Origin of the sequence: Oxalobacter paeniformigenes (genome assembly GCF_027158465.1) — a bacterium.
GTDB classification, from domain to species: domain Bacteria; phylum Pseudomonadota; class Gammaproteobacteria; order Burkholderiales; family Burkholderiaceae_D; genus Oxalobacter; species Oxalobacter paeniformigenes.
In genome coordinates, this window is sequence record NZ_JAMKYL010000005.1 from 106,111 (window position 1) to 128,807 (window position 22,697).

Here is a 22,697-nt window from a genome sequence, read left to right on the forward strand (position 1 = left end):
CCATCACCGCAAACGCACACGCGGATCGATCTTCTGATACAGCAAATCCGCGGCAAGATTGAAAAACATCGTCGCAATGGCGACATATACCGTAATGGCCTTGATCACCGGAAAATCGCTCCGTTCCACAGCCAGAATGATTTCCCGACCGATACCGGGTATGGAAAAGAAGCGTTCGACCAGAAACGCGCCGATCAGCAACGACGGCAAATTCGACATCACGTAGGTAATGATCGGAATCGCCGCATTGCGCAATACGTGGACCCACAAAATCCTTTTCTCCGACACGCCTTTGGCACGCGCCGTCCTGACATAATCCTGCCCGATTTCATCGAGCATGAACGTCCGGTACAAACGAAGATTGGGTGCGATGCTGACTACCAGCAGAATCAGTATCGGCAACGAAGCATACCGGAACAGGTTCTCCAGCCAGCCACCGCCCCATCCCTGCACAGGAAACCATCCCAGCTTGTATGCCAGCCAGTACTGGAAAACGATGATATAGACCAGAATGCTGACCGACATCCCGATAGTGCAAACGATCATGATCATGCGATCGGTCAGCGAACCGCGCACATAGGCGACCGCCAACCCCAGTGCAATGGCCAGCCCCGTTTCCAGAATCGTCAGCGGGACCAGCAAAATCAGCGAAGGCCCGAGACGCGACAAAATGATACTGGAAACGGATTCACCGGTACTCCAGCTGTTTCCGAAATCGAAACAGACTGTCTGTTTCAAAAATATCCAGAGCTGTACATACAGCGGCTCATCGATCCCCAGTTGCCTGCGAATATTCGCGATCTGTTCGGGATTGGAAATTTTTCCGGCCAGCACATAGGCAGGATCCCCCCCGACCCAGTTGAAAAGCAGAAAAACCAGCAACAGCACTCCCAGAAGAGTCGGGATCATCTGCCAGAGACGACGGATCAGATAAGGCAACATAGTATGTGACGTTTCCTGTCGGGATACTCACCAGCATCGTGCCGGTCACGACCGGCTCGATGCGCTATTTCGCCGGTTCAAGACCGCGAATGTCTTCATAAAACGCGGTACTGTCCGGCGAACGTCCCAGAAAATACCGGACCATCCGGTCGGCAGGCAATTCGCTTCCCCGTTCCAGAATCGCTTTCCGGTAAAACTTCCCGACCTGCGGATTCATCAGCTGGCCATTGAAGCGCGAGAGCATATCCAGCGCCAGCACTTTCGACCAGAGATAACCATAGTATCCCGCCGAATAACCACTGACGACATGTCCGAACTGCCCCGGAAACTGGGTACCCTGATCATAACCCTGAAGCGTGTTCCCCTCCATTTCCACCCAGGTATCCATGACATCGACCGGCTTGTCGCCATATATCTTCATATCGTATTGCGCATACAATGTCTGTCGCGAATAGAAAATACCCTGTCCGAAACGCCGCGCTTCATTGAGCCGTCTCAGCATATCCCTGTCGATCTTCGGACAAGCATTGCCGCAATAGGTCGGCAACAGGGACAAGGCTTCATAATCATGCGCCCATTCCTCGAACATCTGGGAAGGTGCCTCGACAAAATCCCGTTCCACACTGGTACCTGACTGTTCGACAAACCGTGTTTTCGACATCACGCCATGCAATACATGCCCGAATTCATGCAACAACGTTTCCAGCTCGTCCATATCCAGACCATACCGGTTGAAATTGGCGACCAGTACCGAAATGGGCAACCGGTTTTCCATCGTACTGGATCCCTGTACCGGAAAAGCCGCCGCATGACCATACTTGCCCTCACGCGGATAAATATCCAGATAAATGCCACCGATCTGCTTGTCTGTCGTGGTATCGATCACGTCGTAATACAACACATCGGAATGCCAGACAGGAACATCGGCCTGTCTGAACTCGATCCCATAAAGCTGACTGGCAAGCCCCATCGCCCATTCCATGGCCGCCTGGGTCGGGAAATACTGGCGCAATACGTTCTGGTCGATGTTATAACGCACCTGCTTGACCTTTTGCAGCCAGTAGTTGGTATCCCAGCGTTTGATTTCGGCCTGATTCAGCGGAATCTGCCTTACAGCGGCCTTGAAGGCGCTCAGTTCGTCGAGCTCCTGTTTTTCCTGAGCCACCACGATTTTCCGGACATCCTCGAGGAACTTGTCCACCGCCACAGGTTTTTTCGCCATGCGCCGGCGCAATGCGAAATCGGCGAAACTGCGATAGCCCGAGAGCACCGCCATTTCGTGACGCAAATTGACCGCTTCCTGCAACAGCTTGAGATTGGCCGGTGTTCCCCGGTTGATGAAAGCGAAACGGTACCGTTCACGCGCCTTGTCGTTTTCCGCATACTGCATGAACGGAATATATTCGGGATACGAAAACCCGAGGAGGAAATTGCCCTTCTCGTCGCGCGGCACCCTGTCGATATACTCCTTTGGCAATCCCTGCAACTCATACGGCGTAAAAGTCAGCCTTGTCCTGTTTTCACGGATATTCCTGTTGAATTCCTGATCGATCTCCGCCAGTCTGGACAGAATCTGGCGCACCCGCTGGCGTTTTTCAGGCATCAGGGACACACCCGCATCCTCATAGGCGCTGACATTGTCCTGCCGCCATTTCCGTTCTTCATCATCATTGACTCGGACAATGCGCATATTCCGGTACAACTTCCCGTTCTGGTACAAATCCGTAATGAAACGCTGCACATCGATCGAACAGGCATCCGCATTTTGACGGACATCGGCGTCGGGCGACACCTGACTCAACAACGCCATGGGCCCCTGAAGATTTTCTATCCCGATCTGCAAATTGTTCCATCCCTTGCGAAAAGCATCCGCACCTTCTTCCGTTTCGACAGGAATGTTTTCCAGTTCGGAAACTTTCTGTTTCAATGTTTCCAGAGAAGCGGTGCATTGCGTTCCGATCTCGCCTGCCTGAGGCAATGGCAACACCGGCCGCTCGTTAGACGCGACAGCCATCGCCGAAAAAGCCAGCGACAAGACACACACCAAGGATTTCAATACGGGTACTCGTTTGTTCATAAATTCAGCATTTCATTCACATCGTTTCACCATGGACAACCTGCGCCGGCAACGCCCTTACCGCCTGCCGTTATCCATATCCATATAAACCCATTCATTATGCATGACGGGATGTTTCTTGTAACCGATCACATAAGGCTGTACCAGCATATTCCGGTAACGTGCATAGCCTATGCGCATCGGTGTATAAACCTCCAGAACCCTTGCCATTTTGTGATACAGCAAATCACGCCGCGCATCCTGCGGCAAGCCAGCCGACTCCTCATAAAGCCGGTCGTACAAGGGTATTTCCACACAGCCATGATTGCTCTGTCCGACATGCGGTCCATAAAAAAGCTGCATGAAATTGCTGCCATCCGGATAATCTGCGATCCAGTTGCTGGTACGCATCATCAGGCGACACTGTTTTTCTGCCTTGAGCATATCCGGAAAAAGCCTTTTGTCGCTTTCCATTCTGATATGGAGCCGGTCAAAGGTTTTTTTCCACATTTCAAGCTGCTGCTGACCGGTCGAATCGGCCCTTGCCGAAAAAACGATCACCAGCGGCTTGCCATCAGGCTGCTGCCGCCAGCCATCATCACCGATACGATAACCGAAACGGTCCAGCAATGCATTGGCGACATCCGGTTCATACCGGATACTGCTCTTGTACGCCGGGTCATGTCCCGCAATTCCGGGCGGCACCGGATATTCCAGCAACTGCGCCTGACCGTTCCAGATCACATCGATTTCTTCCTGAACATTATGGGCCATGGCAATCGCACGCCGCAATGCGATTTTTTCTTTTGAAAGCCCGCCGACGACCGGATCGCGCATATTGAAATAATATTGTGTCAGTTCCGGTTCCACGATACGCGACAATCGGATACCACGTGCCACCAGATCGGGCTTCAAACGACCGTTATCCAGCGCTTTCGGCGCAAGCGGTCCTTCCAGACTGAACAAATCGATCTCGCGATTCTGGAAAGCCAGCCAGCGCGACTGGTCTTCCGGAATAACGTCGATCACCACACGACCGATTTGCGGCATCCGCTTGCCCTGCATATCCGCAACGATTTTCCTGTCGTCCGGATCGGCCGAGGCCTCGAACTGCCAGATAAATCCCCGGTAATCCGGATTGGCATCCAGGACGATTTTCGAGCCTCGCTGCCATTGCACCAGTCTGTAAGGCCCCGTTCCGACAGGATTTGCCATGATCTGCCCGCCATCGCCCGAATATTTCTCCACCACTTCCCGGGCCACTGCTCCGGTCGGAAAATGCGCCAGAATATGGGTCAGATTGTAATCGGGTCTGTTCAAATGAATCCGGAACGTATAGCGGTCAACCCGTTCCATTCCTGAAACCGTACGGGCATAATCGAAACGCCCCGTTTTCGCCGCCCTCGCGGCGACATCATCCAGGCCGGCGATCTTGCCTTCCAGCAACCAGCTCCATGCCGAACGGACACGTGGATCACGCAATCTCTTGAGCGAATAAATATAATCGTCAGCCGTCAATTCCCGTTTTTTTCCGCCGAAAGCCGGATCGTCCGCGAAATAAATCCCTTTTTTCAGGGTAATGGTATAGGTTTTGCCGTCACGACTGATCTGAGGCATCGTGCTTGCCGTCAGCGGAACCAGTTTCACCGGACGCGCCAGATAATCATAGGTATAAAGCGTTTCATAAATCGAGCTGATGACCTGCGCGGAATACAGATCATGCGCGACAGCCGGATCGAAACCGGTTTCGGCAGCGGTAAAAACATAATGCAATACCTTGTCCGGATCCGCAGCATGCACCACACTCAGGCACATACCGATCCAGGCGGCCAACAACAGACGAACCATTTTGACAAGACATTGCATGCGAAACCTGACAGGAAAAGCCGGACCCCTGCCGCAACGGCACTTCGGTATCCGGCAGGAAACCGAAAAAAGTTATTCTGTCACCAAATCCGGTCACTTGCCACGTAAACTTTGACCAAAAGAAGCGTATAGTAAAAACACCGTACCGCCGCCTGCAAATGTTTTGTAATTTTTTGCAACAAAATGGCGAACCGTTACTTTTTTCAGTAATATTTTTTGATGTCATCAATTCGCAAGGAAATCCCATGATCAAAAAGGCTCTGGTTTTAAGCGCCGTATCGCTTTCCCTCATGTCCACCGCTGCGTTGGCCCAGAATCTGGCTGTCGTCAATGGCAAACCGATTCCGTCCTCCTATTCCGACGCGCTGGTCAAGGAACTGGTCAGCTATGGTGAAAAAGACACCCCACAGTTAAGACAGGACGTCAAAAACAAGCTGGTTTTGCGAGAAGTCCTTGTACAGGAAGCCGAAAAACAAAATATCGCCTCGACCGACGAAGTCAAGAAACAGCTGGAATTCGCAAGACGCAGCATCCTGATCGATGCCTTGCGCGCGAATTACCTGAAGAAGAATCCCGTATCTGACAAGGAAGTCAAGGCGGAATACGACCGTGTCGCTTCCCAGCAAAACGGCAAGCAGTACCACGTCAAGCATATTCTGGTAAAAACGGAAGCTGAAGCGCAAAACATCATCAACCAGCTCAACAAAGGCGCCAACTTCGAAAAACTGGCCAAGGAAAAATCCATTGACCAGAGCTCTGCCGTCAATGGCGGCGATCTGAACTGGGCCTCACCATCCAACTATATCAAGCCTTTCTCTGATGCCATGGTTGCGCTGCCTAAAGGACAGACTTCCAAGACCCCGGTCAAAACCCAGTTTGGCTACCATATCCTCAAGGTAGTCGATGTACGCAAGGCAACCATGCCGACGCTCAATCAGGTCAAGCCGAAAATCAAGGCTGCCCTGGAAGAAAAGAAATGGCAGGAATATGAAATGGGTCTCATGAAACAGGCAAAAGTCGAATAAGCCTTCCACACAACAAAAAGCCGGTTCGCATGAACCGGCTTTTTTATATAACGCATTCAGCCATGACACCCTGAACGATCCGGCAGCTGCAAAATGGCATCACGATTCGTATAGGAAAAACATTTCGCCGCTGCTTCCCGATAAGGAAGCCAGACCGCATTCAGATGTTCTTTCGGTGCCAGAACCACCGGAAATTTCTCAGGCACCAAAAGCCCGTAAACATGTTCCGTATTTTCCGTCACGCCGGGCGCAAAACGGTGACGCCAGACCGAAAAGATTTCAAAGACATTCTCCGTTTTCCAGTCACACAGGCAATCGAAAGACACTTCATGACGTTCCGGATGAGGTTCTGTCGTGACGATCCGTATCCCCGTTTCCTCGAATACCTCGCGCACGGCTGTCTGCTCAAGCGGCTCAGAAAGCGAATCACGCGACCCGGTCACCGATTGCCAGAACCCCGGGCGATCGGCACGTTCGATCAGCAAAACATCCAGTTCTTTCGTGTAAATCACGACCAGAACCGACTGCGGAATCTTGTATGTCACATTCACAATAAAAACAAGGGAGCATCTCGCTCCCTTTCCTTTCAAGAGGCAGGTTGTGTCGTTTCGATCTTTCTCAGACGGATATGCAATTCCTGCAACTGTTTTTCGCTGACCGCCGATGGCGCCTGCGTCAGCAGACACTGCGCACGCTGCGTCTTCGGGAACGCGATCACATCGCGGATGGAATCCGAACGGGTCATCAGGGTCACCAGACGATCCAGTCCGAAAGCCAGGCCACCGTGCGGCGGGGCACCATACTGCAAGGCATCGAGCAGGAAGCCGAATTTTTCCTTGGCTTCGGCAGGTCCGATCTTCAACGCACCGAATACCTTGCTCTGTACATCTTCCTTGTGGATACGGATCGAGCCACCGCCCAGTTCCCAACCGTTCAATACCATATCGTATGCCTTGGCACGGCAACGTCCCGGATCGCTTTCCAGGAAATCTTCATGGCCGTCCTTCGGAGAAGTAAACGGATGATGGCAAGCAACCCAGCGATTTTCACCTTCATCATATTCAAACATCGGGAAATCGATCACCCACAACGGTTTCCAGGTATCTTCAAACAGACCGTGAGCCTGACCGAAATCGGAATAACCGATCTTGTTTCTCAATGCGCCCAATGCATCGTTGACGATCCGTGCCTTGTCCGCGCCAAAGAAAATCAGGTCGCCGTTCTTCGCACCCGTACGTTCCAGAATCTGTTTGATCGCTTCATCCGTCAGGTTCTTCACGATCGGCGACTGCAAACCGGCTGCGCCCTTGCTGATATCGTTGACACGGATATAGGCAAGTCCCTTGGCACCATAAATACCGACGAACTGCGTATAGGCATCGATTTCCGAACGCGGCATGCCGGACCCTTCAGCCGAACCACCCGGAACCAGCAATGCCGCCACACGGCCACCCGGCATATTCGCCGCATTGCTGAACACCTTGAACGGAACGTCCTTCATGACATCCGTCAGTTCAGTAAATTCCATCTTCACGCGCAAATCCGGCTTGTCGGAACCGTATTTCGACATCGCCATTTCATACGTCATGACCGGGAAAGGATTCGGCAATTCCGTACCCAGCGTCGTGGCGAAAATATGGCGAATCATGTTTTCGAAGAGATCACGGATTTCCTGTTCTTCCACAAAAGACATTTCGCAATCGATCTGCGTGAATTCAGGCTGGCGATCCGCCCTCAGATCCTCATCACGGAAACATTTCGTGATCTGGTAATAACGATCGAACCCGGCGACCATCAACAACTGCTTGAAAAGCTGTGGCGACTGCGGCAATGCGAAAAATTCCCCCGGATTGACGCGTGAAGGGACAAGGTAATCGCGCGCACCTTCCGGCGTCGATTTGGTCAACATCGGCGTTTCGATATCGATGAAACCGTTTTCATCCAGATAACGACGGACCCCCATGGCGACCTTGTAACGCAAACGCAAATTGTTCTGCATCTGCGGACGACGCAAATCAAGCACCCTGTGAGTCAGGCGCGTCGTTTCGGAAAGATGTTCATCGTCCAGCTGGAACGGAGGCGTAACCGAAGGATTGAGCACTTCCAGTTTTTCGCAGAACACCTCGATTTTGCCCGATGCCAGGTTGTCGTTGGCCGTACCGGCCGGACGTTCACGCACCGTACCGGTCACCTGAAGGCAATATTCGTTCCGGATCGATTCGGCCACTTTGAACACTTCCGGACGATCCGGATCGCAAACGACCTGAACCAGTCCTTCACGATCCCGCATATCGATAAATATGATGCCGCCATGATCGCGACGCCGGTGTACCCAGCCGCACAAGGTTACAGTCTGACCGAGCAATGCTTCGGTGGTAAGGCCACAATAATTCGTTCGCATGGACATAACTATCTACTTTTTATCTATTGATCTGTAAAGGTTCGTGATCTGTCGAAATTCCCATTCACACCATAATGCCGGCAAGCCGCCGAAACACCGACATCGAAAAACAGGTCTGACCACGCAGACCTGTTCATATCAACCGCATGTGCCGGTATCCGGATTGCTCATCGGGCAACAGCTGCACGCCGAACCACCCGCATGAGCATGACCGCCATGGTCATTCTTGAAATCGGTTTCATACCAGCCTGTTCCTTTCAGCTGGAAAGCGGCAGCCGTCAGCTGTTTCCTGAAACTTTCTTTACCGCAGGAAGGGCAAACCGTCAGTGGTTTGTCAGACAATTTTTGCAAAACATCCTTGGAAAAACCGCATTCTTCACAACGATAAGCATAAATTGGCATTTTCAACTCCAAAAAATCCCGTAAGCACGAGATTATAGTTCTTTTCAACAATAAATACACGAAATCAGGCTCATGCCGTTTTTCCGGTTCGTCCGGGCAACAGGGAGCCTGCGACCATACCGATCATGCCCATTCCGAACCCGACAAGCTGCGGCGGACAAACGCCATCAGGGCAAACAATCTCCATCAATACCCATGCCGTCAGTCCGAAAACGATAGACGTCAGCGCACCACGATTATTGGCATATTTCCAGAAAAATCCGAATATCAGCGGAACGAACGCCGCCACCAGCGTAATCTTGTAGGCGTTTTCCACCATCTCGAAAATGCTTGAATCGGTATTCATGGCAAAGATAGTGACGATTCCCGCAAAAACAAGCACCACGACACGCATCATCAACAGGGATTGCCTGTCCGACAGATTCGGAAACATTTCCTTCAAAACGTTTTCCGAGAAAGTCACGGATGGCGCAAGCAATGTGGCGCTGGCGCAGCTCTTGATCGCCGAAAGCAACGCACCGAAAAACATGACTTGTGCGAAAACAGGCATATAGGTCATGATCATGACCGGCAGGATCATCTGTGAATCCTGATCGATATACTGTTCCACCAGGGAAGGATCCACCAGCGTGGCGGCATAGCACAAAAACATCGGAACCAGCGCGAACAGCAAATAAAAAATACCGCCGACAACCGAAGCGTTTCTGGCCACATTTTCGTTTTTCGACGAGGCCACCCGCTGGAAAACATCCTGTTGCGGCATCGACCCGAACATCAGCGTTATCCATGCGCCGAAAAACCAGAGAATATCCCGCAATTCGGGTTTCGGATAAATCCGCAATTTTCCAGCTTCGGCGGCATGCCGGATGACGACATCGGCACCGCCGACCATACCGGACACCTCCCAACCGATATAGAGAATACCGATCACGATAATGATCATTTGCAGGAAATCCGTAATGGCAACGGACCACATCCCGCCCATCAGGGTATAGACCAGTACGCTGACAGAACCGATCACCATCCCCATATTCATGGAAATGACGCCCCCGGAAATGACATTGAACACCAGGCCGAGCGCCTTGATCTGGGCGGCGACCCAGCCTAGATAGGAAATAACGATACACAGCGATACGATAATTTCGACCGTTCTGCCATAGCGATTGCGATAGTAATCGCTGATCGTCATGAGATTCATCCGGTACAGCCGCTTGGCAAACAGAATGCCGACCAGGACCAGACACATGGCCGAACCGAACGGATCGGCGATCACGCCGGTAAAACCCTCCTTGACGAAAGTGGCGGGAATCCCCAGAACCGCTTCAGAGCCAAACCATGTCGCGAACACCGTAGCGGTCACGACAGACATCGGCAACGAACGGCCTGCGATCGCATAATCTTTTGAATTTCTGACATAACGCGCCGCATATATTCCAATGCCGACGGAAATGATCCAGTACAGAACAACGAACCAGATGAGTGTATTCATGAAAGTGCATACAGGAAATGACGCGTTGAAAACGGTGCTGATTATACTGGCAGAGCTGACTTCCATACGAAAATTTTTCGTATGGAAACACCGTCCCTTCACGGGCAAAAAGCCGGTCTGTTGTTTTATTTGAACAGATCGTAAATTCAGAAAAACAAAGCGCCTCCGGCGAGAAAACCCGCCAGCAAAATACCGATCAACAAACCACCTGAAAAATACATGAAACGGCTGAGACGCCGATTGATTTCATCCTGTCCGTTCTGCAATCGTTCAAACCGTTTCAGGTTGTCATCCGGACGCGCGATCGTCTCCAGCGCTTCCTGAACCAGTCGCGGCAATTGTGGAAAAATACGGCTGTAATGGGTGGACTCTATCCTGAAACGTTCGATCAGCCCCTTCATGCCGACCTGTTCGTCCATCCAGTTTTCCAGAAACGGCTTGGCCGTCTTCCACAGATCAAGATCGGGATCCAGCTGTCTGCCCAGTCCTTCGATATTGAGCATCGTCTTTTGCAACAGGAAAAGCTGCGGCTGGATTTCGATATTGAAACGACGCGAAGTCTGGAACAGGCGCATGAGAACCAGCCCGAACGAAAAATCCTTGAGCGGCCTGTCGAACATCGGTTCGCAACAGGTTCTGACTGCAGCTTCCAGTTCCACGACACTGGTATCGGGCGGTGCCCATCCCGATTCAATATTGGCCTGCGCCACCATCTTGTAATCGCGCCGGAAAAAAGCCACAAAATTTCTGGAAAGATATTCCTTGTCGAAATCATCAAGCATGCCGACGATCCCCAAATCCAGCGCGATATACCGCCCGAAAGTCTCCGGTTCCACTGAAATCAGGATATTGCCGGGATGCATGTCGGCATGAAAAAACGCATCCCTGAAAACCTGCGTCAGAAAAATTTCCACCCCGTCGCTGGCAAGTTTTTTCAGATCAAGCCCCGCCTCGACAAGTCTGTCCGTCTGCGATACCGGAATACCCGTCATTTTTTCCATCACAATGACGTCGGTAGAACAGTAATCCCAGAAAATCTCCGGTACGATCAGCTTGTCGGAATCGGCGAAATTCCTGCGCAGCTGGCTGTAATTCGCCGCTTCACGCATCAGATCCAGTTCGTCATGAAGCGATTTGTCGAACTCATGAACGACGGCAGTCAACCGCAAGCGCTTTCCGTCACGCCAGAATTTTTCACCAAGCGCCGCAAACAGATACAACAATTCGATGTCGCGTCCGATCCGTTTTTGCATTTCGGGACGCAAAACCTTCACCGCAACTTCACGCCCGTTGTGCAACGTCGCGAAATGCACCTGCGCAACGGAAGCCGACGCGACAGGAATGCGATCGAACGAGGCAAACAGCTTTTCAGGCGGTGCACCCAGCGATTTCGTTATCTGTCCGACAGCCAGAGAAGAATCGAAAGGCGGCACACGATCCTGCAATTTTTCCAGTTCATCGGCGATTTCCGTCGGCAACAGATCGCGTCTGGTCGAAAGCATTTGCCCGAACTTGATGAAAATCGGCCCCAGCTCTTCCAGTGCCTTTCGCAATCTCGCAGCCGGCGGCACCGACATGCTCCGCCAGAAAAACAGACAACGATACAAAATCGCCAGGCGCCGTCCCGGAAAATACGACACGGCCATCTCGTCCAGTCCATACCGGAAGAGAATGTAAAAAATCACAATCAGCCGCCAGACCTTCCGCATTATCCTGTCGCCCCCAACTTCCCGTTCCTGTTCACATGCTTTCTGATTTCCGACATACGATATGTCATTTTCCGGTATCTGGCCATAGACCGCCCTGGAAAACCCGACTGTGGCATACATGCCATAAAAAACAAAACCGCCCGCAACACAACGCGGACGGTTTTGCAGGTGGTACAGCTTTCAGCAGCACATCATGACAACTGCTGGATACCGGCCAACACCCAGCCGTCCTTCTTGGAAATCGGTCGCGTCAGATTCCATACTTCCTCAAACGGTTCCGGAGCAGCGCCTTCCGCCTCACGGATCTTGCCACTGAATTTCACGCTGGCCATATATTCATGACTCAATGTTTCGATACCCAGCAATTCAGCATCCAGCGACACGACATCCGTCACATTCGGTGCCGTACCGCGTTCCTGAAGCTGCAACCTGATTTCGGCAAACATTTCCGGCGTCGTGAATTCATGGATATCGTTGATATCCCCCTTGTCCCATGCAGCCTGCATCCGGATAAAGTAGGATTTGGCCGCTCTCAGGAAAGCAGGGACATCGAAATCGGCCGGAATACCCCAGTTATCGCCGGCATTCGTATCCTGCATGCCTGCGGCTGCCGTCCCTGCGAATTGCTGCGGTAATGCAGAACCGATTTCGGGTGTTCCCGAATTCGTATATCCCGTATTCTGGTAATTGCCTGCATAAGCATTGGCATCCTGTTCACGCCGCTTGGCCGAAAATCGCCGCATCAGGAAGCGAACGACATAGACAATGATAATCAGCATCAAAACCGTGCTGATCATGTTCGCCATGCCGCCGCCGATACCGAAGTGACTCAGCAACGCACCCAGACCGAGTCCCAGCAATGCGCCTCCCAGAATACCGCCCCACCGGCTGGCCGGACGAGGCGCGTTGGCACCCTGCGGATTGGCTGCACGCTGCCCCTGCTGCGCCTGCTGGCCGGGTTGTGCCATATTCCGCTGCATGGGTGCGATACGGCCAATATTGGATGACTGGCGGCCGAACGATCCGCCGCCCAGCCTTCTGGCCTCTGCATCCGTCATGACCATGGATGCAAGACCCGCCACCAGAACAAATGCAAGCAAAAGTTTTTTCATAACACTCCTGTTTTATAACTTCATACCCGTATGAAGTGCGACCACTCCTGCAGTCAGATTGAAAAATCTGGCGCACACGAATCCTGCATCCTCAAGCATTTTCTGCAAGGTTTCCTGATCCGGATGGACCCGTATGGATTCCGCCAGATAACGATAGCTCTCCGCGCTTTTCGCCACATGTTTTCCCAGCCATGGCAACACGGAAAATGAATACATATCATACAGGTTCTGCAAAGGTTTCCAAACTTTTGAAAACTCGAGAACCAGCAACTTGCCGCCCTGTTTCAACACACGGTGCATTTCACGCAATGCCTCTTCCTTGTGTGTCATGTTCCTGAGTCCGAACGACACGATCACCCTGTCGAAATAATCATCCGGAAAAGGCAGTTTTTCGGCATCGCATACCATTACCGGAAGCAATACCCCCTTGTCGAGCAGACGGTCACGGCCATATTGCAGCATGGTTTCATTGATATCGGTCAGCCATACCTGGCCGTCAGGGCCGACCTGTCTGGCGAAAGCAAGCGCCATATCCCCCGTTCCGCCGGCGACATCGAGCACGCGGAAACCCTTGCGGATACCTGCCTGCGATACGGCAAAAGCCTTCCATACCCTGTGCAGGCCACCCGACATCAGATCGTTCATCAGATCATAATGTCTGGCCACCTGATTGAACACATCGGCCACTTTACCCGCTTTTTCCTGTTCATCGATTTTCTGAAAACCGAAATGCGTCAGTCTGGTCATAAATCAGAAATCCCGTGCAGAACCATATTGGGCCGTCAACGCTTCCACAAGATACTTCCGCAACTCCGGCAAACGGCTCTTGCGTTCCTGTATCATCCGTTCATCCACGCTTCTTCTTGCCGCCGACCAGACCGAATCGGGAAAATGCGCATCATCGGCATAGCGTGGAATCACATGCCAGTGGAGATGCGGCACCATATTGCCCAATGACGCCAGATTGATCTTGTCAGGATGCATGACCTGCCGGACACACCGTTCCACCAGCCAGACGACACCCATCAGTTCCGTCCTGTCCTTTTCTTCAAGGTCGGTCATTTCCGCAACGTGATGATTCCAGATCACACGGCAAAACCCCGGATAACCCGCCTCATCGGCCAGAATGACCCGCCAGTTTTCGCCGGCATAAACCAGTCCGTCCGGATTTCGTGAACAAAGCACACATTCTTTCATTACGGTCATTACCCCAAAAACTGCGCAAGTCCGCGCCATGAACTGTCAGGAATATACAAAAGCAGCCATGTCATCACAATATAGCGTCCGAGTTTGCCGATCGCCATATAAATGACACAGGGCCAGAAAGGCAGCTTCAGCCAGCCTCCCACTGTACAAAGCGGATCACCGATACCCGGCAGCCAGCTCAGCAACATCGTCTTGGCGCCATGCCTTTCGAGCCATCCGAACCACAACGCCCTGCGCTCTTTGGCAAACGCCTCTTTCGCACCGTATCCTATCCAGTAATTGAGCACGCCACCCAGCGTGTTACCCACCGTGGCAACAGCCATCACCGGCCAGAACAGCGTCTTGTCCGCCGCGACCACCGCGAAAACCGCTGGCTCCGAACCGAGCGGCAACAAGGTAGCCGACACGAAGCTGACGATAAACACTGATGTCAGCCCAACCTGCGGAATCGCCAGATAGCCCAGTATCCAGTGAACGGCTGACTCGATCATGTTGAACCCTGCAATCCTTCCGCCATATCAGATACGGCCAAAACGCTGTACATCATCCCGAAAGAAGCGAACAGCAAAAAAGACCAAGCATACCAGACGGGGATTATAATGTTGCGAAAAATTACAGACGTTGTCCAGTATCATCATGACCGATTATCTGAAAAAAATCCTCACGGCACGTGTTTACGATGTCGCCATCGAATCTCCGCTCGAACAGGCAACCAACCTCTCCAAACGCACCGGCAACCACATCCTGCTCAAACGCGAAGACATGCAAAGCGTATTCAGCTTCAAACTGCGCGGTGCCTATAACAAAATGGCCAACCTGTCTGCCGACCAGCTGAAAAAAGGCGTGATCTGCGCTTCGGCAGGCAACCATGCCCAAGGCGTCGCGCTGGCGGCCAGACGACTTGACTGCCAGGCCGTCATCGCCATGCCGACGACCACGCCGCCGGTCAAGATTGAGGCCGTCCGCACTCACGGAGGCAACAATGTCGAAGTCGTACTGTACGGCGACTCTTTTTCCGATACCTGCGATCATGCGAAAAAACTCGAAAAAGAACGGCATCTGACCTTCATCCATCCGTTTGACGATCCCGATGTCATCGCCGGACAAGGAACGATCGGCATGGAAATCCTTCGCCAGCATTCCGGCCCCATCCATGCCATTTTCGTCCCCGTCGGTGGCGGCGGCCTGATTGCCGGCATCGCCGCATACGTCAAACAGATACGTCCGGAAATTCGCATCATCGGTGTCGAAACTGCCGATTCCTGCGCCATGAAACAAAGCCTTGACGCAGGTCATCGTATCAATTTGCAGGATGTCGGCCTGTTTTCCGATGGCACGGCCGTCAAGCTGGTCGGCGAAGAAACCTTCAGGATATCCCGCGAATATGTGGACGACATCGTTCTGGTCGATACCGACGACGTGTGCGCCGCCATCAAGGATGTTTTCCTCGACACCCGCAGCATTCTGGAACCGGCCGGCGCGCTGGCTGTCGCCGGTATCAAGGCTTATATCGGAAAACATGAAGAAGCCGGGAAACCGCTGACCGGACAAACCATGGTCGCCGTCACATCCGGCGCCAACATGAATTTCGACCGTTTGCGTTTTGTGGCCGAACGTGCTGACGTCGGTGAAGACCGTGAAGCGGTACTGGCCGTCACCATTCCCGAAAAACGGGGCAGTTTCCGCCGTTTCTGCGAACTGATCGGTCCACGGCATATCACCGAATTCAATTACCGCATCAGCGACGACAAGGCAGCCCATGTTTTCGTAGGCGTCGAAGTCGAAAACCGCAAGGAAAAAAACGGCATCATCGCGACCTTCGAGAAAAACGGTTACCATACCATCGATCTGAGCGACGACGAACTGGGCAAATTGCACATCCGGTACATGGTCGGCGGCAAAAGTCCTTTTGCCGAAAACGAACTGTTGTACCGCTTCGAATTTCCGGAACGGCCTGGAGCACTCATGCGTTTTCTATCATCCATGGCGCCCGACTGGAATATCAGCCTGTTCCACTACCGCAACCACGGCGCAGACTATGGACGCGTGCTGGTCGGCTTGCAGGTTCCACAACAGGATATGAAAGCATTCGACCAATTCCTGTCCTCTGTCGGTTATCCTTACTGGAACGAAAGCGACAATCCGGTATACCGGTTGTTCCTCTGATTTCAACGAACTTTCCGCTCACTGGTTATGACATCTTCAGACAGCATGAACGCATCGCCACTTGGCAAATCGACGGTTTATCCGACCGAATACGACCCGTCCCTGCTCTATCCGATCGAACGAAAGCCCATGCGCGAAAAACTGGGCATCACCGGTTCGTTGCCGTTTTTCGGACTTGACTTCTGGAATGCCTACGAACTTTCCTGGCTCAATCTGCGAGGAAAACCGCAAGTCGCGCTCATGAACTTCAATGTTTCGGCCGACTCGCCAAACATCGTCGAATCCAAATCGCTCAAGCTCTACCTCAATTCGTTCTCGCAAACACGTATGGACGAGGCCGCCGACCTGATTCACGTCCTGCGCAACGACCTGAGCGATGCATTCGGTTCGCCGGTTCAGGTCTCGCTCAGGCAACAAGGTGATTTCGCATCCGCCAAATTGCAGGAACTCGAAGGATTGCTCCTTGACCGTCTGGACATCGGAGTCGATACCTATGCACCCGATCCCTCGTTTTTAAAAAGCAACCAGGAAGAATATCCCGTCGAGGAAACATTGGTATCGAATCTTCTGAAGACGAACTGCCCGGTCACCGGACAGCCTGACTGGGCCAGCCTGCAAATCCACTATGTCGGCCCACAAATCGATCAGGAAGGATTGCTCAAATATATCATCAGCCTGCGAACCGCGCAGGAATTCCACGAACAGTGTGTCGAACGGATCTTTCTGGACATACTCCGAAAATGCAAACCGCAAAGCCTGACGGTCTATGCGCGTTACACACGCCGCGGAGGTATCGACATCAATCCATGGCGCAGCAATTTTACGTCGGGCAAACGTCCGCAACTGTTGAGAACCGCACGACAGTAAAAACGCACGATGTGATGCATCGCCACCCGCATATCGGAACCGGTGCATCACGATTTATAATGCACTCATCTCAATACCGGATAGATTCACCATGTCCACCAACCTTTCCAGAATTTTACCTATCGAAAACATCGTTCTGGATCTTGAAGCATCCAGCAAACAACAGGTATTCGAACAGGCAGGACTGATTTTCGAAAACAACGGCGGCCTGTCGGGCGCCATCGTCACGGCCAATCTGATGGAAAGGGAAAACATGGGTTCCACAGGACTGGGCTATGGCGTCGCCGTCCCGCATGGACGTATCGACGGTCTGAAAACGCCAGAAGCCGCCTTTGTCAGACTTTCGTCGCCAATTTCTTTCGATGCGCCGGACGGCAAACCCGTCAACCTTCTGTTTTTCCTTCTGATACCGCAAAACGTCACACAGCAACACCTGGAAATCCTCTCGGAAATCGCCGCCATGTTCTCCGACAACCAGTGCCGCCTTGCGCTGGCAACCGAAACGGACAAGGACCGTATCTATCGCATCGTTACCACCTGGAAACCCGGATCGTCCCTTCCGGAATAACCCTCTGTCGAGAAGCCATTGCCATGTCAACCGCCAATACGCTCACCATACAGCAGCTATACGCCAGCAACCGCGATGTCCTGAAACTGTCATGGTTTGCCGGTCTGGACGGCGGTCATCGGCAAATCTCGAGCAGCAGCGCTTCCGCTGCCGACCAGGTCGGCCACCTGAACCTGATCCACCCCATGCGTATCCAGGTATTCGGACGTCAGGAAATCGACTATTACGAACGACTCTCCCCGGAATCACGCGCCTATCTGGTACACGAAATCGCGGACTGCAATCCTCCTGCACTGATCATCGCACGCGGCCTCGGCGTCCCCGATGACATCCATTCCATATGCGATGCCAACAATATCCCGTTGTTCATCACCCCGCTTACCGCTGCGGAAGTCATCGATTATTTGCGCGTCTATCTTTCCAAACAACTGGCCATGCGCATCATCATGCACGGCGTTTTCATGGATGTTTTGGGCGTCGGCGTCCTGATTACTGGCGATTCGGGACTGGGCAAAAGCGAACTGGGACTTGAACTGATTACACGCAATCATGGCCTCGTCGCCGACGATGCCGTCGAATTTTCCCGTATCGCGCCGAACATCATCGAAGGACGTGCCCCCAAACTGCTCCAGAACCTGCTGGAAGTCCGCGGTCTCGGATTACTGGATATCCGCGCCATTTTCGGAGAAACGGCCGTCCGGCGCAAAATGCAGCTCAAACTCATCGTGCATCTGACACGCAGTCGCGCCGGGGACGACAATATCGAACGACTGCCGATCCACTCGCCGACTCAGGAAATACTGGGTCTGCCGATCCGGAAAACCGTCATTCCGGTTGCGGCCGGCCGCAACATCGCCGTTCTGCTGGAAGCTGCCGTCAGAAACACCATCATGCAATTACGCGGATTCAATACCATGGAAGAATTCATGGAACGCCAGCGCAAAGCCATGACCGACGACAAATGAAACAGCTCATCCGTACAAATATTGAAGCAAATCACATTTTTGTCATATGGTTATGATAATCTACGATTGTATTTTCATCATTGCCTCATTGGATTCACGTGCAGATCATACTTATCACCGGCATTTCCGGATCGGGAAAATCAGTCGCACTCAATGCGCTTGAGGATGCCGGCTATTTTTGCGTTGACAACCTGCCCCCCGTTCTGCTTCCGAAACTGGTAGCGACACGGCTCGATGAAAATTCCGACAAACTGGCAGTCGCCGTTGATTCACGAAGCGCCGGTTCGCTCGACGACCTGCCGAAAAGCATCCAGTCCCTGAAAGATCATGGCCATGAAGTCCGCGTGCTCTTTCTCACGTCGGATACACAATCCCTGATCACCCGCTTTTCGGAAACCAGACGCAGCCACCCCCTTTCGCACCGCCACCACAAAAACACGCCGTTATCGGATGACCGAACCCTGACGGAAGCCATCCGTGAAGAACGTGAATTGATGGCGGATATACAGATGATCAGCCATGTCATCGATACATCCAATTCCAGCGCGAACGAATTGCGCAACCGCGTCAAGGAACTGGTCAATATCGAACAGGCCCCGCTGACACTGCTTTTCGAATCATTCGGTTTCAAATTCGGCGTTCCACTCGATGCAGACATCATGTTCGATGTCCGGTGCCTGCCGAATCCCTATTACGATACCCGTCTGAGGCATCTGACCGGCAAGGACGCGGCGATCCGTACCTTCATGGAACAACAGCCCGAAGCAGCCGAACTGCTGGAGGACATCCGCAGTTTCATCGAAAAATGGTTGCCTTCGTTCCGGCGTGACAACCGCAGTTATCTGACCATCGCGCTGGGATGCACCGGCGGGCAACATCGCTCCGTATACATGGTCGAGCGACTGGCCGATCATTTCCGTCAATCCGAACAAGTCGTCACGCGCCACCGTGAGCTGAAAACATCGTAATCAGTCCTGAAACGCCAGATACCCCTGACGGTTCGCGACATCCAGCAATTTTCTGACCGCAGCCGGCAACGCAGCCATTTGTACCGAAGCGGCATCCTGCCAGATTTCTTCACCTGTCCGCCCGGCTGTTTCTTTCCCGGCAAGCTTCACGATACAAGGTGTGATCTGCAAGCGGAAGTGCGTAAAAACATGTTCAAACGGTACCATAAAAGCCATCGACTCCATATTGCCCCATCGTGCAACTTCCAGTTTCACTCGGCTTGCCACCTCTTCATCCGGCACGATGCCACCATCCTGTTCCATTGTGATTTCAGGCAACGAATACAAACCGCCCCATATGCCGGATGCCGGCCTTTTCTGCAGCAAAATCCTGCCATCCGCATACACAAGCAACATCACGACATGCCTGACCGGCACCGGCTTTTTTGCTTTTTTCACCGGCAATTCATCCACCCTGCCTTCCGAAAGCGCGATACATGTACCGGAAAAAGGACAATGCGTACAATCCGGACGTCCTCGTGTACACACCGTAGCGCCAAGATCCATCAACCCTTGCGTATAGCTTTCAATATCCGAATCCGGCAGCAAATCGACGGCAAGTTGCCAGAAACGCCTTTTCCCCGCCGCATCCGTCACCGAATCACCCAGACCGAAAACCCGAGCAAAAACCCGTACGACATTGCCATCCAGAATAGCCGCCTTCGCGCCTGACGAAAAAACCGCAATCGCGGCAGCTGTCGAACGACCGATTCCCGGCAACCGTTCAAGCAGCACCGGATCGGAAGGAAAAATCCCTTGATACTCGTCAACGACCCTCCGTGCGCACTTGTGCAAATTGCGTGCACGCGAATAATATCCAAGACCGCTCCAGCATTGCATGACCGCATCCAGCGGCGCGTTCGCCAAAGAAGACACATCCGGAAACATTGCCAGAAAACGCTCGTAATATGGAATGACCGTAGTAACCTGCGTTTGCTGCAACATGATTTCCGACAGCCATATCCGGTAAGCATCCCGCGTATGCTGCCAGGGCAAGGCATGACGTCCATGACGTTTCTGCCATGCGACAAGCCTTGACGCAAACGACATATCCCGTTTGCCGATCCGTTTTTCCGCACAGCCCATCAATCCATCCATACTCTGCCACGTGTCCCGTACAATTTACCCATCCGCATATCCCGTTGGTATAGAATGCCGTCACCGGCATTCCTGCCTTGCTGCATCACTGACTATCCGTTTCACATACGACATGAAAAATTTTTTCCGGCACTGCAAGATCACGACCTTCGCACTCTTTCTCCTGTCCGCCATGCTGACCGGATGCAGCAGCATGCCATCCATGGAAACACTGGATTTCCTTTCGGACAAGACGCCACGCAGCTGCACAAGCAATGTCGATGTCAGGGGACGTTTTTCCATCCGTTACAAGATCGACGGTCGCGACGAATCACTGCACGGCAATTTCGACTGGAAACAGACAACGGATTATACCGTCATTACCCTGCTCTCTCCGTTGGGCCAATCCATGGCGAGAATCGAGGTTACGCCACAGCTGACGACCTTCACCGCCCCTGGACAAGCGCCCAAAAGTGCCGCCAATGCAGAAGAACTGATCCGTTCCGAACTGGGCTGGACACTCCCAGTCTCCGGGCTGAGGAACTGGTTGCAGGGATGTGCCACCGACATGCAAAACCGTCCTTTCATCGCAACACCGCAATCCAGGCAAGTCATCACCCGTGAAGGATGGCAAATCGACTATATCAGCTGGATCGATGGCCCGCTCATGCCATTGCCCAAACGTATAGATCTGATAAAAGGCGGCAGCAACGCCATCGATGTCGACATTCACCTCAAACTGGTCATAGACGAATGGCAGTTCCCGAAATCGAAATAACAGAAAACGGCATACGCCACTGTCCGGCGCCTGCAAAACTGAATCTGTTCCTGCACGTGACAGGCCGGCGTCAAGACGGCTACCACTTGCTCGAAACCGCTTTCCAGCTGATCGGCCTGTATGACTACCTGCATTTCACCCGCCGTCACGACGGACAAATCCGGCGAATCACACCCAACGGCGACATCGACGAAAACGACGACCTGACCGTTCGTGCGGCACGGTTGCTTCAGGATACGGCATACCGTCGAAAAGGCTTGCGGGTTCCCGGTGTCGATATCGCTCTGCAAAAACATATTCCAGAAGGCGGCGGTCTGGGTGGCGGCTCATCCGATGCGGCCACCACCCTGATCGCACTGAACCATTTGTGGTGCTGCCGCTTCGGGCGGCACGAATTGATGGCACTTGGCGTACAACTGGGCGCTGACATTCCCTTTTTTCTGTTCGGAGAAAATGCCTTTGCACAAGGCATCGGCGAAAAACTGACGCCGCTGACGACACCGGATGGCTGGTTTGTTGTGATTAAACCACCCGTTTCCGTCCCGACGGCGACCATCTTTCGCGCAAACGAATTGACAAGGAATACAGAACCCATCAAAATGTTTGACTTTCCCGGTTTTCGTGAAAGAGCGGATCATTTCGGAAAAAACGATCTCCAGCCTGTCGCGGCAAAACTGTATCCGGAAATCGGCAAGGCGCTGGACGAACTGGGGCAGTTCGGGAACGCCAGAATGACCGGATCGGGTGCATGCGTATTCGCCCGTTTCGACAACGTGGCACAAGCGAAGGAAACCGCCGGGAAGCTTGCCGGAACATGGGAAGTCCTGACCGCAGAAGGACTACCGTATCATCCGCTCAAATATCTGCTTGATAATAAAGGCGAATGATAGATTTTTTTCGATGCTCGGTTATAATACGGCACGAAAACAGCAGGGGAATCGCCAAGCTGGTTAAGGCACAGGATTTTGATTCCTGCATGCGAAGGTTCGAATCCTTCTTCCCCTGCCATCCACTCTCCCGCGCCCGCCGCCAGGCGCATTTGCAATGAGATATTGTCGGCA

21 protein-coding genes and 1 tRNA gene are annotated in these 22,697 nt (G+C 52.7%); 9 read left to right on the top strand and 13 right to left on the bottom strand.

From position 1 onward, the window contains the following. Positions 1–3: 3 nt before the first annotated feature. From NAI64_RS07245 to NAI64_RS07255, 3 genes are all read right to left on the bottom strand, one after another. A complete protein-coding gene (locus tag NAI64_RS07245) occupies positions 4–942 on the bottom strand; it encodes an ABC transporter permease (protein ID WP_269299161.1) in 939 nt (312 codons plus the stop codon). Positions 943–1,006: 64 nt separating this feature from the next. Beyond that, positions 1,007–3,019 (bottom strand): M3 family metallopeptidase, encoded by a 2,013-nt coding sequence (locus NAI64_RS07250; protein WP_269299162.1) that lies wholly within the window; start codon positions 3,017–3,019, stop codon positions 1,007–1,009. Between the two features lie 57 nt (positions 3,020–3,076). Continuing rightward, entirely contained in the window at positions 3,077–4,864 is a 1,788-nt protein-coding gene (locus tag NAI64_RS07255; protein ID WP_269299163.1) for an ABC transporter substrate-binding protein, read from the bottom strand. Between the two features lie 245 nt (positions 4,865–5,109). On the opposite strand from NAI64_RS07255, the gene NAI64_RS07260 reads away from it, so the two are divergent. Further along, a complete protein-coding gene (locus tag NAI64_RS07260; protein ID WP_269299165.1) occupies positions 5,110–5,889 on the top strand; it encodes a peptidylprolyl isomerase in 780 nt (259 codons plus the stop codon). Between the two features lie 56 nt (positions 5,890–5,945). Here NAI64_RS07260 and nudB read toward each other — a convergent pair whose 3' ends face one another. The 9 genes from nudB to NAI64_RS07305 form a co-directional block, all read right to left on the bottom strand. Beyond that, positions 5,946–6,440, bottom strand: a complete 495-nt coding sequence (gene nudB, locus NAI64_RS07265; RefSeq protein ID WP_269299167.1) for a dihydroneopterin triphosphate diphosphatase — start codon at positions 6,438–6,440, stop codon at positions 5,946–5,948. Positions 6,441–6,475: 35 nt separating this feature from the next. Then, a complete protein-coding gene (gene aspS, locus NAI64_RS07270) occupies positions 6,476–8,296 on the bottom strand; it encodes an aspartate--tRNA ligase (RefSeq protein ID WP_269299169.1) in 1,821 nt (606 codons plus the stop codon). 132 nt (positions 8,297–8,428) lie between these two features. Further along, entirely contained in the window at positions 8,429–8,692 is a 264-nt protein-coding gene (locus NAI64_RS07275) for an FmdB family zinc ribbon protein (protein ID WP_269299171.1), read from the bottom strand. A gap of 70 nt (positions 8,693–8,762) precedes the next feature. Next, positions 8,763–10,181: a sodium:solute symporter family protein gene (locus NAI64_RS07280; RefSeq protein ID WP_269299172.1), complete on the bottom strand. Its 1,419-nt coding sequence runs from the start codon at positions 10,179–10,181 to the stop codon at positions 8,763–8,765. Positions 10,182–10,327: 146 nt separating this feature from the next. Continuing rightward, positions 10,328–11,890: a ubiquinone biosynthesis regulatory protein kinase UbiB gene (gene ubiB, locus NAI64_RS07285; protein WP_269299174.1), complete on the bottom strand. Its 1,563-nt coding sequence runs from the start codon at positions 11,888–11,890 to the stop codon at positions 10,328–10,330. Between the two features lie 191 nt (positions 11,891–12,081). Next, a complete protein-coding gene (locus NAI64_RS07290) occupies positions 12,082–13,002 on the bottom strand; it encodes a Tim44 domain-containing protein (RefSeq protein ID WP_269299176.1) in 921 nt (306 codons plus the stop codon). Between the two features lie 12 nt (positions 13,003–13,014). Further along, entirely contained in the window at positions 13,015–13,749 is a 735-nt protein-coding gene (gene ubiE / locus NAI64_RS07295) for a bifunctional demethylmenaquinone methyltransferase/2-methoxy-6-polyprenyl-1,4-benzoquinol methylase UbiE (RefSeq protein WP_269299178.1), read from the bottom strand. A gap of 3 nt (positions 13,750–13,752) precedes the next feature. Beyond that, the gene (locus NAI64_RS07300; RefSeq protein ID WP_331282617.1) at positions 13,753–14,187 is read right to left on the bottom strand and encodes an HIT family protein; all 435 of its coding nucleotides are present in this window, start codon (positions 14,185–14,187) and stop codon (positions 13,753–13,755) included. Positions 14,188–14,207: 20 nt separating this feature from the next. Beyond that, positions 14,208–14,699 carry a YqaA family protein gene (locus NAI64_RS07305; RefSeq protein ID WP_269299182.1) on the bottom strand — a complete coding sequence of 164 codons (492 nt, stop codon included), beginning with the start codon at positions 14,697–14,699 and terminating at the stop codon, positions 14,208–14,210. A 142-nt stretch (positions 14,700–14,841) separates the two neighbouring features. Here NAI64_RS07305 and ilvA point away from each other — a divergent pair, with 142 nt between their 5' ends. The 5 genes from ilvA to rapZ all read left to right on the top strand — a co-directional run bounded on the left by ilvA (position 14,842) and on the right by rapZ (position 19,742). Then, entirely contained in the window at positions 14,842–16,374 is a 1,533-nt protein-coding gene (gene ilvA / locus NAI64_RS07310) for a threonine ammonia-lyase, biosynthetic (protein ID WP_269299199.1), read from the top strand. Positions 16,375–16,401: 27 nt separating this feature from the next. Then, complete coding sequence (gene queF / locus NAI64_RS07315; RefSeq protein ID WP_269299183.1) at positions 16,402–17,241, top strand: NADPH-dependent 7-cyano-7-deazaguanine reductase QueF; 840 nt, start codon at positions 16,402–16,404, stop codon at positions 17,239–17,241. Between the two features lie 91 nt (positions 17,242–17,332). Continuing rightward, positions 17,333–17,809: a PTS sugar transporter subunit IIA gene (locus tag NAI64_RS07320; protein ID WP_269299184.1), complete on the top strand. Its 477-nt coding sequence runs from the start codon at positions 17,333–17,335 to the stop codon at positions 17,807–17,809. 23 nt (positions 17,810–17,832) lie between these two features. Next, positions 17,833–18,774, top strand: coding sequence for an HPr(Ser) kinase/phosphatase (hprK, locus tag NAI64_RS07325; protein ID WP_269299185.1), 942 nt, complete (start codon positions 17,833–17,835; stop codon positions 18,772–18,774). A gap of 98 nt (positions 18,775–18,872) precedes the next feature. Next, entirely contained in the window at positions 18,873–19,742 is an 870-nt protein-coding gene (rapZ, locus tag NAI64_RS07330; RefSeq protein WP_269299186.1) for an RNase adapter RapZ, read from the top strand. Here rapZ and mutY read toward each other — a convergent pair whose 3' ends face one another. Beyond that, positions 19,743–20,879 (bottom strand): A/G-specific adenine glycosylase, encoded by a 1,137-nt coding sequence (mutY, locus tag NAI64_RS07335; RefSeq protein ID WP_269299187.1) that lies wholly within the window; start codon positions 20,877–20,879, stop codon positions 19,743–19,745. A 112-nt stretch (positions 20,880–20,991) separates the two neighbouring features. On the opposite strand from mutY, the gene lolB reads away from it, so the two are divergent. The 3 genes from lolB to NAI64_RS07350 all read left to right on the top strand — a co-directional run bounded on the left by lolB (position 20,992) and on the right by NAI64_RS07350 (position 22,644). Continuing rightward, positions 20,992–21,636 carry a lipoprotein insertase outer membrane protein LolB gene (gene lolB / locus NAI64_RS07340; protein WP_269299189.1) on the top strand — a complete coding sequence of 215 codons (645 nt, stop codon included), beginning with the start codon at positions 20,992–20,994 and terminating at the stop codon, positions 21,634–21,636. Further along, entirely contained in the window at positions 21,612–22,523 is a 912-nt protein-coding gene (gene ispE / locus NAI64_RS07345; RefSeq protein WP_269299191.1) for a 4-(cytidine 5'-diphospho)-2-C-methyl-D-erythritol kinase, read from the top strand. Before lolB ends, ispE begins: the two co-directional genes overlap by 25 nt. Positions 22,524–22,567: 44 nt before the next feature. Continuing rightward, a tRNA-Gln gene (locus NAI64_RS07350) sits at positions 22,568–22,644 on the top strand. The last annotated feature ends 53 nt before the right edge of the window (positions 22,645–22,697 follow it).

Excerpts from the sequence above, each read along its gene's own strand:
- ubiB (WP_269299174.1), bottom strand. The coding sequence starts at position 11,890 with ATGCGGAAGGTCTGGCGGCTGATTGTGATTTTTTACATTCTCTTCCGG.
- NAI64_RS07275 (WP_269299171.1), bottom strand. The coding sequence starts at position 8,692 with ATGCCAATTTATGCTTATCGTTGTGAAGAATGCGGTTTTTCCAAGGAT.
- queF (WP_269299183.1), top strand. The coding sequence starts at position 16,402 with ATGACATCTTCAGACAGCATGAACGCATCGCCACTTGGCAAATCGACG.
- aspS (WP_269299169.1), bottom strand. The coding sequence starts at position 8,296 with ATGTCCATGCGAACGAATTATTGTGGCCTTACCACCGAAGCATTGCTC.
- NAI64_RS07250 (WP_269299162.1), bottom strand. The coding sequence starts at position 3,019 with ATGAACAAACGAGTACCCGTATTGAAATCCTTGGTGTGTGTCTTGTCG.
- ubiE (WP_269299178.1), bottom strand. The coding sequence starts at position 13,749 with ATGACCAGACTGACGCATTTCGGTTTTCAGAAAATCGATGAACAGGAA.
- hprK (WP_269299185.1), top strand. The coding sequence starts at position 17,833 with ATGTCAACCGCCAATACGCTCACCATACAGCAGCTATACGCCAGCAAC.
- NAI64_RS07245 (WP_269299161.1), bottom strand. The coding sequence starts at position 942 with ATGTTGCCTTATCTGATCCGTCGTCTCTGGCAGATGATCCCGACTCTT.
- NAI64_RS07305 (WP_269299182.1), bottom strand. The coding sequence starts at position 14,699 with ATGATCGAGTCAGCCGTTCACTGGATACTGGGCTATCTGGCGATTCCG.
- NAI64_RS07280 (WP_269299172.1), bottom strand. The coding sequence starts at position 10,181 with ATGAATACACTCATCTGGTTCGTTGTTCTGTACTGGATCATTTCCGTC.
- NAI64_RS07255 (WP_269299163.1), bottom strand. The coding sequence starts at position 4,864 with ATGCAATGTCTTGTCAAAATGGTTCGTCTGTTGTTGGCCGCCTGGATC.
- ispE (WP_269299191.1), top strand. The coding sequence starts at position 21,612 with ATGGCAGTTCCCGAAATCGAAATAACAGAAAACGGCATACGCCACTGT.
- NAI64_RS07320 (WP_269299184.1), top strand. The coding sequence starts at position 17,333 with ATGTCCACCAACCTTTCCAGAATTTTACCTATCGAAAACATCGTTCTG.
- NAI64_RS07260 (WP_269299165.1), top strand. The coding sequence starts at position 5,110 with ATGATCAAAAAGGCTCTGGTTTTAAGCGCCGTATCGCTTTCCCTCATG.
- lolB (WP_269299189.1), top strand. The coding sequence starts at position 20,992 with ATGAAAAATTTTTTCCGGCACTGCAAGATCACGACCTTCGCACTCTTT.
- mutY (WP_269299187.1), bottom strand. The coding sequence starts at position 20,879 with ATGGATGGATTGATGGGCTGTGCGGAAAAACGGATCGGCAAACGGGAT.
- NAI64_RS07290 (WP_269299176.1), bottom strand. The coding sequence starts at position 13,002 with ATGAAAAAACTTTTGCTTGCATTTGTTCTGGTGGCGGGTCTTGCATCC.